The organism is Paenibacillus sp. FSL H7-0942 (assembly GCF_045040715.1).
GTDB classification, from domain to species: Bacteria; Bacillota; Bacilli; order Paenibacillales; family Paenibacillaceae; genus Paenibacillus; species Paenibacillus amylolyticus.
This window is the reverse complement of record NZ_CP150279.1, coordinates 2,011,078-2,028,503: the sequence shown is the minus strand read 5'-3', so window position 1 is coordinate 2,028,503 and position 17,426 is coordinate 2,011,078. Positions and strand designations below refer to the sequence as shown.

Annotated in this window: 16 protein-coding genes; 4 read left to right on the top strand and 12 right to left on the bottom strand. The window is 46.5% G+C overall.

Annotation, left to right across the window (positions count from 1 at the left end; translation table 11 throughout):
- Nucleotides 1–53: 53 nt before the first annotated feature.
- The 10 genes from MHI48_RS09245 to MHI48_RS09200 all read right to left on the bottom strand — a co-directional run bounded on the left by MHI48_RS09245 (nucleotide 54) and on the right by MHI48_RS09200 (nucleotide 11,726).
- Entirely contained in the window at nucleotides 54–1,514 is a 1,461-nt protein-coding gene (locus MHI48_RS09245; RefSeq protein ID WP_036669828.1) for a cell wall metabolism sensor histidine kinase WalK, read from the bottom strand.
- Between the two features lies 1 nt (nucleotide 1,515).
- Entirely contained in the window at nucleotides 1,516–2,205 is a 690-nt protein-coding gene (locus MHI48_RS09240) for a response regulator transcription factor (protein ID WP_036610048.1), read from the bottom strand.
- A gap of 175 nt (nucleotides 2,206–2,380) precedes the next feature.
- Nucleotides 2,381–4,045, bottom strand: coding sequence for a S1C family serine protease (locus MHI48_RS09235; protein WP_036610051.1), 1,665 nt, complete (start codon nucleotides 4,043–4,045; stop codon nucleotides 2,381–2,383).
- A gap of 148 nt (nucleotides 4,046–4,193) precedes the next feature.
- On the bottom strand, nucleotides 4,194–4,856 hold the full coding sequence (locus MHI48_RS09230) for a response regulator transcription factor (protein ID WP_017689597.1): 663 nt from the start codon (nucleotides 4,854–4,856) through the stop codon (nucleotides 4,194–4,196).
- Between the two features lie 18 nt (nucleotides 4,857–4,874).
- On the bottom strand, nucleotides 4,875–5,900 hold the full coding sequence (locus MHI48_RS09225; protein WP_036669825.1) for a sensor histidine kinase: 1,026 nt from the start codon (nucleotides 5,898–5,900) through the stop codon (nucleotides 4,875–4,877).
- 3 nt (nucleotides 5,901–5,903) lie between these two features.
- Entirely contained in the window at nucleotides 5,904–6,932 is a 1,029-nt protein-coding gene (gene liaF / locus MHI48_RS09220; protein ID WP_036669822.1) for a cell wall-active antibiotics response protein LiaF, read from the bottom strand.
- 197 nt (nucleotides 6,933–7,129) lie between these two features.
- On the bottom strand, nucleotides 7,130–7,339 hold the full coding sequence (locus MHI48_RS09215; protein WP_036669818.1) for a hypothetical protein: 210 nt from the start codon (nucleotides 7,337–7,339) through the stop codon (nucleotides 7,130–7,132).
- A gap of 112 nt (nucleotides 7,340–7,451) precedes the next feature.
- Complete coding sequence (locus tag MHI48_RS09210; RefSeq protein ID WP_405144619.1) at nucleotides 7,452–7,991, bottom strand: 3D domain-containing protein; 540 nt, start codon at nucleotides 7,989–7,991, stop codon at nucleotides 7,452–7,454.
- A 428-nt stretch (nucleotides 7,992–8,419) separates the two neighbouring features.
- Nucleotides 8,420–10,357 carry a threonine--tRNA ligase gene (thrS, locus tag MHI48_RS09205; protein ID WP_036669815.1) on the bottom strand — a complete coding sequence of 646 codons (1,938 nt, stop codon included), beginning with the start codon at nucleotides 10,355–10,357 and terminating at the stop codon, nucleotides 8,420–8,422.
- A gap of 415 nt (nucleotides 10,358–10,772) precedes the next feature.
- Nucleotides 10,773–11,726, bottom strand: coding sequence for a putative sporulation protein YtxC (locus tag MHI48_RS09200; RefSeq protein ID WP_051447153.1), 954 nt, complete (start codon nucleotides 11,724–11,726; stop codon nucleotides 10,773–10,775).
- Nucleotides 11,727–11,897: 171 nt separating this feature from the next.
- Between MHI48_RS09200 and MHI48_RS09195 the strand changes: the two genes are divergently transcribed.
- The 4 genes from MHI48_RS09195 (at nucleotide 11,898) to MHI48_RS09180 (ending at nucleotide 15,353) form a co-directional block, all read left to right on the top strand.
- Complete coding sequence (locus tag MHI48_RS09195; RefSeq protein WP_051447154.1) at nucleotides 11,898–12,302, top strand: hypothetical protein; 405 nt, start codon at nucleotides 11,898–11,900, stop codon at nucleotides 12,300–12,302.
- 294 nt (nucleotides 12,303–12,596) lie between these two features.
- A complete protein-coding gene (locus MHI48_RS09190) occupies nucleotides 12,597–13,091 on the top strand; it encodes a cation:proton antiporter regulatory subunit (protein ID WP_036610059.1) in 495 nt (164 codons plus the stop codon).
- Between the two features lie 4 nt (nucleotides 13,092–13,095).
- Nucleotides 13,096–14,334: a cation:proton antiporter gene (locus MHI48_RS09185; protein ID WP_036610060.1), complete on the top strand. Its 1,239-nt coding sequence runs from the start codon at nucleotides 13,096–13,098 to the stop codon at nucleotides 14,332–14,334.
- A gap of 113 nt (nucleotides 14,335–14,447) precedes the next feature.
- Nucleotides 14,448–15,353: a YitT family protein gene (locus MHI48_RS09180; protein ID WP_051447155.1), complete on the top strand. Its 906-nt coding sequence runs from the start codon at nucleotides 14,448–14,450 to the stop codon at nucleotides 15,351–15,353.
- A gap of 85 nt (nucleotides 15,354–15,438) precedes the next feature.
- Here the strand turns inward: MHI48_RS09180 and MHI48_RS09175 are convergent, their stop codons facing one another.
- Both MHI48_RS09175 and MHI48_RS09170 read right to left on the bottom strand, forming a co-directional pair.
- On the bottom strand, nucleotides 15,439–16,452 hold the full coding sequence (locus tag MHI48_RS09175) for a zinc-binding alcohol dehydrogenase family protein (protein WP_036669813.1): 1,014 nt from the start codon (nucleotides 16,450–16,452) through the stop codon (nucleotides 15,439–15,441).
- The gene (locus MHI48_RS09170) at nucleotides 16,449–17,426 is read right to left on the bottom strand and encodes an aldo/keto reductase (RefSeq protein WP_036669811.1); all 978 of its coding nucleotides are present in this window, start codon (nucleotides 17,424–17,426) and stop codon (nucleotides 16,449–16,451) included. The genes MHI48_RS09175 and MHI48_RS09170 overlap by 4 nt, the downstream gene beginning before the upstream one ends.

Here is a 17,426-nt window from a genome sequence, read left to right as displayed (position 1 = left end):
CTTTCTTTCTCGGCAACGTTGCCGATGTAATTGCAGTCCTGTCTATTATACCTTTATTCGATAGGCGGAGCAAAGACAACCGGCAACCAGATAATAAAGGTGGTTCCTTCTCCACGTCTGGTCACAACCTCAACCGATCCGTGGTGTTCTTCAATAATCCACTTCGCAATCGAAAGTCCCAGACCGATCCCCGGTGTCGCCCCACGGGATTCATCCGCCCGATAGAAACGATCAAAGATGAACGGCACTTCGTCCCGATCCATCCCAATACCAGTGTCGCTGATGCGTAGTCCTACCTGACCTTTGTATAATACGGCATCCAGCGTCACAGAGCCTTCAGGTGTGTATTTAAACGCATTTTCGATGAAAATAAACAACATCTGTTGCAGATAGTCCTTGCTACCGTTCACATAAATACCATTAAGGATGGAAAAATCTCCTGGAAGCCAGTCTGCCTGACGATCCAGAAATTGTGCTCTACGTGCCACTTCCTGTACGAGAATTTGCAGCGGGGTCGGATTCAGTTCAATTTTCTGACCCGTATCCGCTCTCGCCAGCGATAACATGTCGCTGATCAGCCTGCTCATACGTTTTCCCTCGTCCGCCATATCTTCAATGGCTTCCAGCGACATTTGTTTGACAGTCTCCTCATCCAGATTCGGTCGGTCGGTCCCCTCCTGATCCCACAGCTTCTTCAGGAAGTCTACGTTCCCGCGTATGGTGGTCAGCGGCGTACGCAGTTCATGCGATGCATCGGATACAAAGCGGCGCTGGGCAGCATTCGTCTCCTCCAAACCGCGGAATGACAATTCTGTACGTTCAAGCATATTATTCACCGTTTCAATCAGACGCCCGATCTCATCCTTCGGCCCGGCATATTGAATACGTACACTTAAGTCATCTCCAGATTGAATCTGATTGGCGGCATCAATGACAGTCACGAGCGGACGCATCGACTTGCGGGCCAAGACGAGACCTGAGGTAATAGCCAATGCCATCGCTACCAGCCAGCCAAAAACCAAAATATTAAGCAACGCTTCCAGCAAGCGCTCCTGTGAACTTACATTCGCACCAACCTGAAGAATCCCACGTACTTCATTGGTTCCCTGAAGAGAAAGGGGAAGCTGATTCACCAGAAACGGTGTACCATCCACATAGATCTTGGATATGCCTCGCTCTTTAAGTATCTCATTGGCTTTTAATACCGGAAATTGAATCTGCAGTTTCTCCATATTACCCGAGATTCTGCCTGAGCGACTCTGATAATCCCAGAGTTGAATATAAATTTGTGCCTCCTGAAGCTGGCTCTCTGTAAATGGGTCCAGATCCAACGACTGCGAAAGAGGATTTACACCAATTTGATCCGTAATCCGGGCACTTTTCACCTTTAATTGCTGTTCGACTTCCTGATAGGAATTAAAATAAACAAAGGCATAGATGACAACGCCCCAAAAAATAAGCACGGCGGCCAGAATACCAGAATACCATGCGGTTAGTCTTAACCGAATGGACATGTCAGGAGTCACCTCTCAGAATATAACCGGCTCCCCGGATGGTCTGGATTAGACGTTTGCCACCGTATTCTTCAGTCTTCTGTCTGAGCATGGCAATGTATACTTCAAGCACGTTAGACTCACCGCTGTAATCATAACCCCAGATTTTATCCATAATCAGATCACGGGACAGTACCCGTCTTGGATTTTGCATGAACAGATTCAACAGTTCAAATTCTTTGGCAGTCAGCTCCAGACGCTGCCCATCTCGCAATACTTCACGTGAGTCATTGTCCAAAATGATATCTTCATACATTAAGCGGTTGTCCGGCGTACCCGCACTATCTGACTTGCGGCGCAGCAATGCACGGACACGTGCCAATAATTCTTCCAGCGCAAAAGGTTTTACAAGGTAGTCATCGGCTCCTGTGTCCAGTCCGGTCACCCGGCTCTGTACTTCATCCTTGGCCGTAAGCATCAGCACAGGCACTTTGCTGCCTGCTTCTCTCAATCTGCGACATACCTCAAATCCGTCAATCTGCGGCATCATCACATCCAGCACAACGATGTCCGGCTCCTTGTCCATCAGTTTGCTGAGGCCTTCGGCTCCATTGGAAGCCGTCTGTACCTCATATCCTTCAAAAGCCAGCCCCCGGCGGAGCATGGATACAATTTTTTCGTCATCATCCACAATCAAAATAGTTGAGCGCATGGTGGTCTTTCTCCTTTATCCTAACGTTTTATCCCATTGTAACAGGCAGAAGCACAATCTGCATCTTCAAGTAGGCGTCTCCAATCCGTCCTGGTCCATTGTAACCCTGCTTCATCAGGGCAAAAAAACGGAAAGGCCTTCAAACCCTTCCGTTGTGTTAATCCTTGCCCGATATTTATGGTTGCTGCTGTTGTGTATCTGTTGTTTGTGAAGTATCAAAATCATTTTTGTTACCGATTTTGATTTTCAAATCCATCTTCTTACCATCACGCACCACGTTCAGTGTAACTTCACTACCGATTTCCTGTTTCTTGATAAAATCAATCAGATCTTGACTTGTCGCGTACGGCGTACCATTGGCACCTGTGATGATGTCATATGCACGAAGATCTGCTTGGTAAGCCGGTGATTGGAAGATCGTGCTGGCTACAACTGAACCTTCGGTAACGTCTGTTCCCATTTGTTTAGCAACTTCAGGCGTGAGAGCCATCAGAGACGCACCGATAAAGGGTACTGGCTCTTTGGGAACTTCTTTGTTCTCTTTAAGATATTTAACGGCTTCAGAGATGACGCTCGACGGGATTGCAAAACCAATTCCCTGTGCATCTGCGCTTACTGCAACGTTCATTCCGATAACTTCCCCATTCAGGTTAAGCAACGGACCACCGGAGTTACCCGGATTAATCGAAGCATCTGTTTGCAACAAATGGCTGTACTCACGTGTTTTTCCTGTTTCTTCATCTGGAATGCTGATCGTACGTTCTTTGGCACTCAGTACACCTGCTGTAACCGTGTGTTCGAATCCTTCAGGGTTACCAATAGCTACAAGCCATTCACCGACTTGAGTACTGTTGGAATCACCCAGTGGAGCTACAGGGAACGCATCGTCACCACTGTTTTTCTCAATTTTCAATACAGCCAAATCCAGATCAAAGCTGCTTCCCAGCAATTTAGCCTCATAAGGCTTGCTGTTGTTCTCCAGGGTTACCTGGATTACATCTGCACCCTGAACAACGTGTTGGTTCGTCAGGATATATCCTTCTTTGTCAAAAATGAACCCGGAACCAATGCCCATAGGCACAAGCTGATTACCGCTTTGTGGTTGCTGGCTTTGGCCTTGATTGCCTTCCGTTCCGCCCCCATTACCAAAGAAGTATTGGTACAGCGGATCACTTGTATTTGATCCACCCTGACCCAATCCTGTACGTGAGGACTGCTTCGCGAGTGTTTCGATTTTGACGACAGCCGGACTTGTACTTGTTACTACGGAAGACACATCTTCTTTGCCTGTTGGCAGTAACGACGCTGTGACATTGTTGCCTCCGCCTGTGTTTGTAGACGCTTCCTGTCCTGAACTTTGATTGTCTGTGTTCGTAAGTGCCGTCTCCGGTGTGAACATGTTTGTTCTATCAGCTGTGTACATGAGAACGGTGATGACCAGCATCCCGGCAATAAAGGAAAATAGAAGTGATCTTACGGAAGAACGTGGCTTGCGGTTATTATAGTTCCAGTTGCCTTTGCCGCCATTCCCTTGATCTCCACCGTTACCTGAGCCGTTTCCGCCGCCTGCTGATGATCTTTTCGCTTGTTCGGATGGTTCACTATTATAGTAAGTAGGTACGGGTCTCACCGGATCAGGTTTTGTAATCTCTACATTTCCTTCTTCACGCTGATTAGTGCTTCCCATGTGATTTGCTGTATCTTCCTGATTCACGGACTGAAAAGGTCCATAAGAATAATAATAGGAGGATTCGTCCGTTCCGGAAGAATTGCGATTCTCCGTTTGTTTGGTTTCGTTTTCCTCGTCTTGACGGTTCGATCTATAGTTGCGTTCATCCATGCCTCTCTACCTCCCAATCTCTTATTCCCAAGAGATATTCTTTAACTGTCCTTATTTTGTACTTTAAACCTTAACCGTACCTTAAAAACAATTAAAAAGGAGATAAAAGCACATAAGAATAGACTCTTTTCCCCGTCACGACAGCATTTTACCCTTTCGTTTTCACCCATCCCTGACGATGAGCATAGATGGCCAACTGTGTACGATCGTCCATCTCACATTTCATCAGCAGGTTACTTACATGTGTTTTGACGGTTTTGATACTGATATGTAATTCTTCTCCAATGTCTTTGTTGGTCTTTCCCTCTGCAATAAGCAGCAGCACTTCCTTCTCCCGTTCAGTCAGACCCGATTCACTCTCTCTCGCTGTACGTTGTCTGATTCCCCGGGTTAACGCCTGCGAAACATCACCTGTCATAACAGGCATGCCTCTATATGCCCCTTGCAGAGCATAGATCAGTTCTTCAGCAGAGACTGTCTTCAGTACATAACTTACCGCACCCGCTTCAATCGCTTGCACAACCAGATCATCCTCCAGGAAACTGGTGAGCATCACAATTTTCATCCCTGGAAATTCAGTCATGATGGCTTTTGTTGCTTCAGCGCCATTCATTACAGGCATCATCAGATCCATTAGAATCAGGTCCGGCATTTCACTATCATTTAACTTACGTAACTGATCAAGCGCATCCTGCCCGTGGCCCGCTTCTCCCATCACATGAAAAGTAGGTTCCAGCATCAGATATGTTTTCAACCCCATGCGCACCATATCATGGTCATCCACAATCATCACGTTTACTTTACCACTCATTGCGTCTCCCCCTCTGGTTCACTCAGGAACGTTCGGGAATTTCGGGATCAATACCCGTACCGTCGTTCCCGCTCCCGGTTTCGATATAATCTGAACTTGCCCCCCAAGCTTCTCCGCCCGTTCACGCATGGTAGATAACCCGTATGAACCCGGACGCTCCGCTTGCTGTAAAAATCCCTGACCATCATCGCTGATGCTCATGCTGATCTGATGTTCACTCTCCCGTATGGACAGACTAACCACTCCAGCCTCTGCATGCTTCACGACATTGGCAACTGCCTCCTGAATAACAAGAAACAGCTGGTGCTCAATGGCATCCGAGATTCCGCCATCCAGTTCCAGCTCTTTCACACCTTTAAGACCATTCTGCCTGCAATAATCAGGAAACCAACTATCCAGTGCTGCGGTGAGGTCACGCCCTTCCAGCTCCACCGGTCGAAGTTGGGCAATCAGTCCTCGCATCTGACGCTGTGCAATATGTGACATCTGTATTAACTGGTCCAGTACTTTACCGCCATGTTCCGGATTCATCTCCAGCAGTCGCGGTAAGGACGAAGCCGACATATGCATGGCAAACAGCTGCTGGCTAACCGTGTCATGGAGGTCCCTTGCCATTCGTTTGCGCTCTTCAAGCACAGCCCGCTCCGAGGCTTGCTCCTTCTCAATGACTTCCTGCTCACCGAGGCGCTGAAGCAGTCTCATCTTTTTCTCAATCGAATCCATCATGACATTGAACTCCTGATAGACACGACCAAACGAAGCGTCATCCGCTTCAGGCATGCGCACCGCCAGATTACCCTTGGATACTTTCAACATGTTGAGATCAAGCAGGTCGATCTTGCGTTGGAGTCGTAATGCAGCGATATATCCGGTGATAACGGTGGCCAGCACAACAACAGCAACATAGGTCCATGCCCGCTGACGACCAGCCCCCATCAACACCTCTCCATACAATAGATAGAATCCGCCCAGCGTAATCAGACCAGTTAGCGCAAAATACATCATCAGTTCCCATTTATTGGCCTTGAGAATTGTTCGAATCATGCATTAACCCACCTTATTCACTTTGACGTCTCCGATAAACACACTTACAATAATCCGTACTTTTTTGCTTGCTTCATGGTAATGGGCAGTTTCAGCCTGGGCACTACTCAGGAATCCGCCGCGTTTCTGGTTCAACAGTGACATATCTCCAATGAAGGAATTTGTCGTCACCGTCACACCCAGATCCATATCTTCCGGAACAAATACTTTCACATCCCCAATAAATGAAGAAATGACAATCTTCGTCTCCCCATAAGGAATCTGTGCCTTCGTCAAATCAATTACAGTATCTCCGATAAAAGCCGAGATGTTCATTGGTTTCAACGAGAACACTTCCTGCCCCATGTACAGATCACCGATGAACGCCGATTTGTTAATGGTATTGCCACTGCCATAATCCCCATAACCATTTCCGTAGCCATCATCATAATGTTTTCCATATCCGGTATCGTTAGAGTTATAGGATTGATGTTTCTTCTTATATTGATGCCCTTGTGATGATGAATCCGTTGATCCTGTGAAATGAGGGCCATGTGCATCGTTCTTCTGTTCCTGTTTTGGTTTGCCAAAGGTTTTCTCGAACTGTTCGTCAAACGACGATGGCATCTCCAGATCCTCCGGAGCCAACGGTTTATAAGGTTGCTCAGCTGCTGGAGGTGGCTGCATCTTGTCATGATGTTTCCGATCACGACGTCGTGGCCCGATCAGTACGAACAATCCTCCGCCAATCAGCATAACCGGTATCAGATAACGAATGAACTCCCCCATGGAGTAATCAATCCATCCCAGGTTACGGGCAAGAAAGTAACCACCAATTGCCAGTACAATTACCGGTCCTATAAAGGCGTAACCCCCGTTGCGACGAATCTCGGAGATTCCTTTGACCCCCCACCAGATTAGAAATAACGGCCAATATGTTCTGAAAATATATCCTACATCAATGTCATATCCCAATTGTCTGAACAAGATCATCGCACCAATAGCAATAAGAGGTATGCCAACCCACCAGCGGTCACGCGTCGATCGTTTCATCGCTCATGTCTCCTTTGTCTGTATTATGTATCCAGTGTAACTCAGACAAGACAATGAGAACAGCGGCGGCAGGTGGAATTCATCTCGGTCTCGAGACTGAGATCAGAGGATATTAATGTAAAAACTTCGTATATGTAAAACACCCCGGAGCTGCTGCTCCAGGGTGCTGAATCATCATTTGATTAATGAATCTTCAATTATTTTTTGTATTTTGATGCTTTGCCTTGGCCAGTTTGGCCTGTGTTTTCTACACCGAACTCGGCATTGTATTTTTCATCAGGTGTTTGGAAATTATCTTGTACTTTGTTTTGAGCGGATTGCTTCACTTTTGCTGCTGCATTCTCTTCTCCAAACTCTGCATTATACTTCTCGTTTGGCGTTTGGTACCCTTGTGATTTTTTAGCCACAACGAATCACCTCTCTCTTCATATTTACGATGCATTGCTGCACCGCGGGGTTCGTCCCCAGTCAGTATTATGTGAAGAGAGCACTTCAGTTATTCATGTTCAACATGTGAAATTAAATGGCCTTGTCCAACCACGAATCCGGTACAGATTTGTACACATCGATTGCATCGGCCAACTCGCTGAGCATCTTTTCTGTACACTTTCCAGCGCCTTGCCTGATCACCTGTACCTCCACATCTTTTTTGCCCCACTCTTTGTACACTTGCTTGGTTGTCGGGAAATACAGATCGATTTTATGACCTTTGATCGCTGAACCCGTATCTGCAACAATTCCGTAACCATAGCCTGGAATATACAGAACGGAACCCATTGGGAACAATTTTGGATCAGCTGCAATCGTGGAAACTGTTTCTTTATCACGACGTACTTTGACACCAGAATACGTAATTCCGTATTGAGGATGTTTTGGTCCTTTTCCTGTAGACTCCACACCTGCCGTATATCCCGTTGCTGTAACCTTTTGTGTACCCAGGATTTGTTCTGAACGCGGAGCAAGCACAGGCATAGACGGATCTGCCACTTGTTTCTCTGGAAGCTCAGGTCTTGGAATGACCATTGGTTGTGGTGACCACAATAAAGCCATATACACCATGGTCGTCAACTGAGCCTCATCGCTGTATTGATGGCTAACCTGTTCCCGAAATTCTTGATCAGACTTGCTCGAAGTTTCAATAATTGGACCTTCAATGCCGCTGCTCTGACTCTCGACATGCAGTACTGTACTTTCCTCTTCAAATGTATAGGCATCCACCTGATTCAGGTTGATCATCATCCCGGCGAATATTACACAGCCAACCAATAAACCCCGTATTTGTTTCTTTTGAATTGAGAATTGCTTTTTCATTGTATAACCTCCCCCTCACTGCAAAGGTTTTCCAAAAAGCAATTAATCTATACTTTTTACTGCAAACACTACGAAAAAACGCCTGAATAACATAGGTCAATCCCATGTCATTCAGGCGTTATTCAGAGTGATCAGCGCAACTTATGCACTGGTTATCTGATAAATCATTTGTTCATTTATACCAAACGTGTTGCAATTTCTTCTTTCAATTGAGCGATAATTTCATCGACCGGTTTCATGCCCAGATCGCCTTCTCCACGCTTACGCACGGATACCGCTTCTGCATTACGCTCATTCTCACCAACAACAAACATATAAGGCATTTTCTCCAGCTGCGCCTCACGGATTTTATATCCAAGCTTCTCGTTCCGCAGATCGGCTTCAGCAGAGATTCCCGCACGTTTCAGTTTCGCTTCCACTTCACGCGCATAATCGTCGAAGTTTCCGGATACCGGAATCACTTTCGCCTGAACCGGAGACAACCACAGCGGGAAAGCTCCTGCAAAGTTCTCCAGCAAGAATGCTGTGAAACGTTCCATTGTACTAATTACCCCGCGGTGAATAACGACTGGACGATGTTTCTGTCCGTCATCTCCCACATATTCAAGTTCAAAGCGCTCAGGCAACAGGAAGTCCAGTTGAACCGTAGACAATGTCTCTTCTTTGCCCAGGGCTGTTTTGATCTGAACATCCAGCTTCGGACCGTAGAACGCCGCTTCACCTTCTGCTTCATAGAATGGAAGGTCAAGCTCTTCCACAACTTCACGCAACATACGTTGGGACATTTCCCACATCTCGTCATTCTGGAAGTATTTCTCAGTATCCTTCGGATCACGATAGGACAGACGGAAACGGTATTCGTTGATACCGAAATCCTTATAGACTGTTTGAATCAACTCGATAACACGAGCGAACTCTTCTTTGATCTGATCCGGCCGTGCAAAAATGTGTGAGTCGTTCAGTGTCATTGCACGTACACGATGCAGACCTGTTAACGCCCCCGACATTTCATAACGGTGCATCATACCAAGCTCGGCAATACGGATTGGCAGATCACGGTAGCTGTGCATGCTGGACTTGTACACCATCATATGGTGAGGACAGTTCATTGGACGGAGAACAAGTTCCTCGTTATCCATAACCATTTTCGGGAACATATCTTCCTGGTAGTGCTCCCAGTGTCCAGATGTTTTGTACAATTCCACGTTACCCAGAACCGGTGTGTATACATGCTGGTATCCCAGGCTTTCTTCCAGATCCACAATATAACGCTCCAGAGTACGGCGCAGCTTCGCACCGTTAGGCAACCAGATTGGCAAGCCTTGACCGACCAGTTGGGAGAATGTGAACATTTCCAGCTCTTTACCCAACTTACGGTGATCCCGTTTTTTAGCTTCTTCGAGGAAGTGCAAATGCTCGTCCAGCTGTGCTTTTTTCACAAAAGCCGTACCATAGATACGTTGAAGCATTTTGTTTTTGCTATCTCCACGCCAGTAAGCACCCGCGACATTCATCAGTTTGAACACTTTGATTTTGCTAGTTGATGGTACGTGAGGGCCACGACACAAGTCGAAGAATTCACCTTGCTCATAAATCGTAATCACGCTGTCCGCTGGCAAATCACGAATCAACTCAAGTTTGTAAGGATCGCCCACTTCTTCGAACGTTTTGATCGCGTCCTCGCGGCTAACTTCCTTACGTACAATTGGCAAGTTCTCGTTCACAATACGTTCCATTTCCTTCTCGATCTTTTGCAGATCTTCAGGATTGAGCGCATGTTCGAGGTCCATATCATAGTAGAAACCATCTTCAATGACAGGGCCGATACCGAGGCGTACCTCTTGGTTACCATATAAACGTTTCACTGCTTGAGCCATCAAGTGAGCTGTACTATGACGCATCACTTCAAGTCCTTCTGGTGAATCCAGAGTGACGATCTCCACCAATGCTCCCTCATGAAGTGTTGTGGACAAGTCCACCACGATACCATCCAGCTTGCCGGCTACGGCATTTTTGCGCAATCCGCTGCTAATTGAAGCGGCTACGTCCTCAATGCTGCTGCCATCCGCGTACTCACGTACTGAACCATCCGGTAATTTAATGTTCACTGCCATTTGTTTCATTCCTCCTGTTAATGTAACCTTCGTGTCCAGATATTTATGGACTGATTATCTATTGCTATTCCAGTCATTTTGCAAAGGAACGCAAAAAACACCCGTCCCGGCAAAGGGACGAGTGTTATATACTCGTGGTTCCACCCTAATTCAGCTGATTCATCCATATTCGGAAATACAGCCCTCATTGGCATGACGATAACGGGCATGACCCGGCAGATCCTTACTCGCGGATAATCCCCAATAAAGGCGATATTCTAACTCCACTTTCAAAATTGCAGCTACAAAGGGGTAAACCATACGTGATATCCGGAGGAAATTTCAGCCTAGGTTCCTCTCTCTGCACCGATCTTGCGTGTGGTTGTTGTCTTTGTCAACGCTTTTGGTTCAATGGTTCACATGAAAAATTCATGGATCAACAGTTATTATAATTGCCGAGATCACTTGCGTCAAGACCTGTCAACAATCCTGAGCGCAGCACTTCGCATTCCGGGCAATGATGACATATTTGCACTTTGTCTTCAAAGATCTGGCATATGGTCGAGATGATTGGCAGATCCGGGGTGCGTGTATGGAGCATGACCTTCTCAGGAGAGATTGAGATGAGTGTACTTACAATCATATCTTCAATATCCATCTCCAGTTCCAGACCCGGCATTTCCACAACGACCTGTTCATCCTTTTGCACGGGTAACAGATTAAGTCCAGCATCCAGGACCTGAAATTCATGCATTCCCTTGTGTACAAGATGAACCAGAGGTACTTTGGCTTCTTGAAAAAACACAAAATATTTCAACAGCCCCATAAACTCTTCATACTGCCGATCCATCCAGAACTCATCCAGCGCATACTCCACTAATTCCTGAAGCTCCTGCTTATATGGCCGTATGCGGAAGTTGATAATGCCTTCAAGGTGAAAAAAGTGAACATCCTCCAGGTCCTGCCGTAGTCCACTGGCTAACGTAGTACGACGGCGCTCTCGAAGTCCGGGCTGATCCAGATCACCATTTAATAGAAGTGGCATGCAGATTCGATTGACCTTTTCCACCTCATGCTCATCCATGACAGAACACGCCTTGGCGATCATATCCTCCACCATGCTCCGTTCTTGTGTCTCCATAATGAAGTCGGCGAGTCCAAGGGAGAGCAGATCACTGATCCGGGGAAGCCATTGCTGGAAGTCTTCGTGATTCTCATTCCCTCTGCACACCCAGGTTGCTCTTCCATCATTATGTTTGAAGGTGAGCCGAAATCCTCTTTTACTTATATGTAAACCTTTGGTTTTTTCCTTGACACAACGATAAAATTGATCCGCTTCCTCTTGCCCCGATACATCGGTCCATACAGCAAACAGTTCCACAAGAATCACTCCTTTCCTTCCTGTTCAAAGTATATGGCAAGGCCGATGGGGATATACGAAGCGGATTGATGGAAAGCGTGTCATGATTTCTCAGTATATTATAAAGAGGTTTGGAGTTAAGACAAAAATGTGTTATTATTTTAATAACAGTATATTTCACGGGAAAGGAGGGAAGCCAGAATGAGACAACAACCTAGAATACTCCACTACACTATCATTATCATTTTGTGCGTTTTCCAAGCCTTGTGCTTCCCTATTCCGATGCAGTCCGAATCTGCCGTTGGGGTGTCTGTAGAAGCAACTTCCAACAAGGAAGTGCTGTTGCAAATACCCGAATCCCAGCAGAAACCTGTCATTCGCAAATATCCACAAGTTATGTCCAAGCTGATTGCGGTTACGCATAATAAGCCTGTCTTTCTTGTCCTCGCATTGTTATTGATGCTGCGAATCCCTACAACGGGTCTGTCCTTTAAACCGTGGTATTGTCTGTTTAAACGCAGATTATTTCTGCTACCTATTAAGTTTACCAGCATGTATGTATCCCTCACCCCTATAGCACCAAAATACGTGAACGCTCTTCACTAGCCGTTACGACGTATTTACAGGTTGCTTTTGCATGAAGACACCTCTGTAATTAAAGACGGTGCGCTTGTGCATAACTTATAACCCTTTTAGCACACGTTAGATAAACCCATGTTTATGACAGTACCTATTTTTGTTGTACCCACACCGACAAATTCAAATCATATGGCTGTGTCAGGAATTTCTGGCTCTGTTTACCCGCATCTTTTGATGTTCCCTTGAGCAGCAGATTAATCATTTTCGGGAAATAAGCCTGTCTTCTATGGCCAGCCCCTAATTATAAGGAGGCAACAATCCATGGATGTACGCGAAACAGACTTGCCGGGAATCGGCAAAAAATTTCAGATTGAAACAAGCAGCGGTGATAAAATTGTCATTATTATTCACGATGACGGTCGCCGGGAAATGTACCACTTCGAGTATGATGATCCCGATCAAAGCATCTCGATGATCACACTTGACGATTACGAAGCACGACAGATTGCTGCTATTGTTGGCGGATTAACTTACAAACCAAAACAGCTTGAAAATATTGAAGTGACGTTTGACGACCTGATTATCGAGTGGTACAAAATCGAACCATCCTTCGGAAGTATCGGTAAATCCATCGGTGAATTGGACGTACGTCAAAACTCTGGGGCAACGGTTATCGCCGTTGTAGAGAAAAATCACAAAAAACATATCAGCCCAGGTCCGGAGGTAGTTATCAGTGCAGAATCCACGGTGGTAGCCGTTGGCGAACGCAATCAGCAGAAACTGTTTAAATCCCTCCTCCTGACTGGAAGGGGGTAAATAGATGGATCATTTGATATTCGAAGTAGGTCTGGCCCTTGTGCTTATTGCAGCAGCCGGCCTTTTATCGGCAAAACTAAGATTTTCGGTCGTTCCATTTTATATTCTGATCGGGATGGCCGTGGGGCCACATGCCATGAAAATCTGGCATCTGGACTTCCGTTTTATTGAGAGTCAGCCTTTTATTGAATTTATGGGTCGGATCGGTATCCTGTTCCTTCTCTTCTACCTTGGACTTGAATTCTCGGTAGGTCGTTTAATTAAATCGGGTCGCTCTATTGCAGTTGGCGGCTCGATCTACATCGGCATTAACTTTACGCTGGGATTAATATTCGGTTTTGTGTCCGGTTTCCCAGTTGCAGAAGCACTTATTATCGCAGGTATAACTACCATCTCTTCCAGTGCCATTGTGGCCAAGGTACTCGTTGATTTGAAACGAACGGCCAACCCGGAAACAGAGATGATATTGGGTATTATTATGTTCGAAGATGTATTCCTCGCTGTATATATCTCGATCTTGTCCGGACTTGTGCTTAGTGATTCATCCTCCATCGGAGGCGTCATCATGTCCGCACTTATTGCCCTCGGATTCATGCTTATCGTGATTATCCTTGGACGCAAAGCAACACCGCTACTAAACAAATTGCTTAAAATTCGATCGAATGAACTATTCTCTCTCGTTGTATTTGGAGCCTTGTTCCTGGTAGCTGGTTTCTCTGAAACTATTCATGTTGCCGAAGCGATTGGTGCATTACTGGTTGGTCTGGTGCTTGCTGAAACAGAACATGCGAAACGGATTGAGCACTTGATTCTACCGTTCCGTGACTTCTTCGGAGCCATCTTCTTCTTCAGCTTTGGATTGTCCATTGATCCGTTGTCCTTGGGTGGCGATGCCGTATGGTTAGCTCTGATTGCAGTTGTTATTACATTGTTCGGTAACTTCCTGGCGGGTATGCTGGCCGGGCGCAGTGCAGGACTTTCACCCAAAGCATCGGCGAATATTGGATTAACCATTGTGTCACGGGGTGAATTTTCCATTATCTTGGCCAACATGGGTAAAGCCGGGGGACTGTTGCCAATGATTCAACCGTTTGCCGCGCTGTATGTCCTAATTCTGGCCATTCTGGGTCCTTTATTAACCAAAGAGTCCAAACATGTATTCCGTTTATTGGATAAAATATTCAAGTTCAAAGATCCTCGGAAAAAGAAAGAAGAACCAAAGGTGCTGCAGAAAGAAGGATAACACCTATGTCTGTACAGAACAGACATACTAACGTACTTCGCGGCTCTTACGCCGATCTTTCTGTGACTAACCCAGGGAGAATGGCTCGAAAGCCGCACTAAGGAGGATGACCTATGAAAGCACCTCTGATATCGGCTAATCCGGTGCCAAACACCGCCAAGACCAGGATATCGTCTACCCGCCGCTGGTTAAACCTGTTTCTCGTTATTGCGGGCGGAATTCTGGCCTCCGTGGGACTTGAATTGTTCTTACACCCCAATAAGATTATTATTGGAGGCATTACAGGCATTTCCTCACTCTTCGCCCACTGGACCGAAATGAGGATTGGATTGTTCCTATTTTTATTCAATGTGCCGTTTATATTTCTGTCTTACAAGATTGTGCAGAAGAAATTTGTACTGGTTACTGTTCTAGGTCTGGTTGTCTTTTCGATCGGTGCCATTGTGCTTCATCCCATGCCGCCACTTGTAGAGCATCCGCTGGCTGCCGCCATGTTTGGCGGATTATGCCTCGGACTCGGAATTGGGCTCGTCGTACGGTATGGCGGGACACTGGATACGCTGGAAATCGGTGATCCGTCTTCCCGCCCACCTGAACGTGTGTTTAGCGGAAAACGGATGCTTATCGAAAAAATAATCATGCTTCTTAACTTGTTGATACTGACAGCCGCTGGTGTTGTCTTTGGCTGGGACCAAGCGATGTATTCCGTAATCGCCTACCTTATTGCTTATGAAATGGTGTACATTGCGTTCAGGGGCTTCTCTTCCAAACGCAAAGTATGCATATTGACCACACAAAGCTCTCAAGTTGAAAAAGCTGTACGCAAACGGCTACGCCGTGAACCTGGAATTCTGGAAGCCACTTCTGACTCAACACAACTCGCGATGGCGGAAGGATGGATCAGGCAAATCCCGGGTGCACTTTATTATGAGGTACATGTGCTGGAGATGATCTGGTTGAAGTCCATTGTGCGTCACATTGATCCACATGCGGGTATTGTAACGAATCCGGAAAAATAAAAAAACGCTCTCTTACCCTATGGATGAACAGTATTGTCCACCAAGGTCAGAGAGCGTTTTTTTCTGTTATTATAATTAATTGTTATTATAGTTCAACGATGGCTTTGACTACATGTGAATCTGGCAAAAGCCATTGGTCTATTGCCGTAGGTAGCTCATTAAATTCCACTCGGTGTGTGATGTACCCATCCATACTTAGTTTCTTTTGACGCAAGGTCGACAGGACCTGTTCAAAATCTTCACGGGTTGCGTTTCGACTGCCCAGGATACTCATCTCCCGCTTGTGAAATTCGGGGTCATGAAAGGTAATATCCGCTTTCACCAGTCCAACAAAAATGAGTTGACCACTATGCGCCACATATTGAATGGCCTCATTCATGGAATTCACGTTACCTGTTGCATCGAAGACAGCTGTAGCATAGTCGCCTCCCGTAATTTCAGCCACTTGTTGTACAGTATGTTCATTGGCCTGTACTAGGTCATCCGCTCCAGCCCAAGTCCGGCTAAGCTCCAGCCTGTCCAGATTACGATCAACGGCAATAACACGCGCTCCAGCCTGTTTGGCGAATGCCATCACACCCAATCCAATGGGGCCAGCTCCAATCACAACCACATGCTCACCAGGTTTAATTCCTGCTCTTCTGACGGCATGGGCTCCAATGCTTAATGGTTCTACCATTGCCGTCTCATCCAGTGTCAAACCCTCTGCTGAGAGCAGATGTGAGACAGGCACGCTGATTTTTTCTCTCATGCCTCCGTCTACGTGCACACCCATGACTTGCATGGACGCACAACAATTGGTTTTTCCACTGCGACATGCAATACAGTGACCGCAGTGCAGATACGGAATAATACTTACCTGATCCCCAGGCTGTAACCCAGCCTCGTTCGGACCGATTTCTTCAATAACAGCCGCCAGTTCATGACCCAGAACACGAGGATAGGTAAAGAATGGCTGATTGCCTTTGTACGCATGCAGATCCGTTCCACAGATCCCAATCCGCCGAATGGCAACCAACGCCTCTCCTTCTGCTCGTTCTGGTTGAGGCAGGTCCTGGAGCTTCAATTGATCTATTTCTTCACATACAATGGCTCTCATCGTTGCTCCCCCTTGGATGCTTCTGCTGACGTGTTGCTTGGCTTCGTATTATATTCAGGTCGTCCGCTTGACCATGTCTCGTTATGCAATGGAGCCAGAATGCGCAGCACTTCATCCAGCAGGCTCTGATCCAACGGTTCCTCTATCCAGGCTGCATTATTGAGGATATTGCGATGGCTGGCACTGCTCACCAGTGTTGTCGGAATTCGTTCATTCGATGTGGAGAATTGCACGGCCAGCTTGGCAATGTCACTACCTTGTTCTGCACAGAAGCGGGCAGCCTTCAGGCAGAGCTCTTTCACCCGATTGTCTGCCGGATGCCAGGCAGGAGCCCCTCGGGTACTCAACAAGCCCATAGAAAGAGGCGAAGCATTGACGAGGCCAATTTCTTTTTTTTCCAACAGGGGCAATAACGATAATAATGAGGTATCATTCAATGAATAATGACAATACGAGATGATCGCATCCGCATCGATCTGTGGCAGAACCTTCTCGAACAACGGTAAGGGCAATCCACAAATGCCCGCATGTCGTATAACTCCCTGCTCTTTCAGACGCAGCAACGTTGGAAAGGCTTCTTCTACGATGATCTCTGCTGGCACAAATTCAATATCATGCAGGAACAGAATGTCGATATAGTCTGTATGCAGTCGATCCAGGCTCTCTTGCACGCTATCCAGAATCCGCTGACGTGAATAATCAAACTCATTTTCCCCATACCGTCCGGCTTTGGTTGATAACATATATGAACTGCGCGGCAAGCTACGGATGGCTTCACCCAACACGGACTCCGCTTTTGTCAGCCCGTAGTAAGGCGAAACGTCTATGTAATTCATCCCCGCATCTACGGCTGCATGTACAGTGCGAATCCCTTCGTCCCGGTCAATGTCACGAAATACAGAACCGAGTGAGGATGCTCCAAAACTCAATACAGGTACGTCCAGTTCCGTCTTGCCAAGTATTCTTCTCTTCAT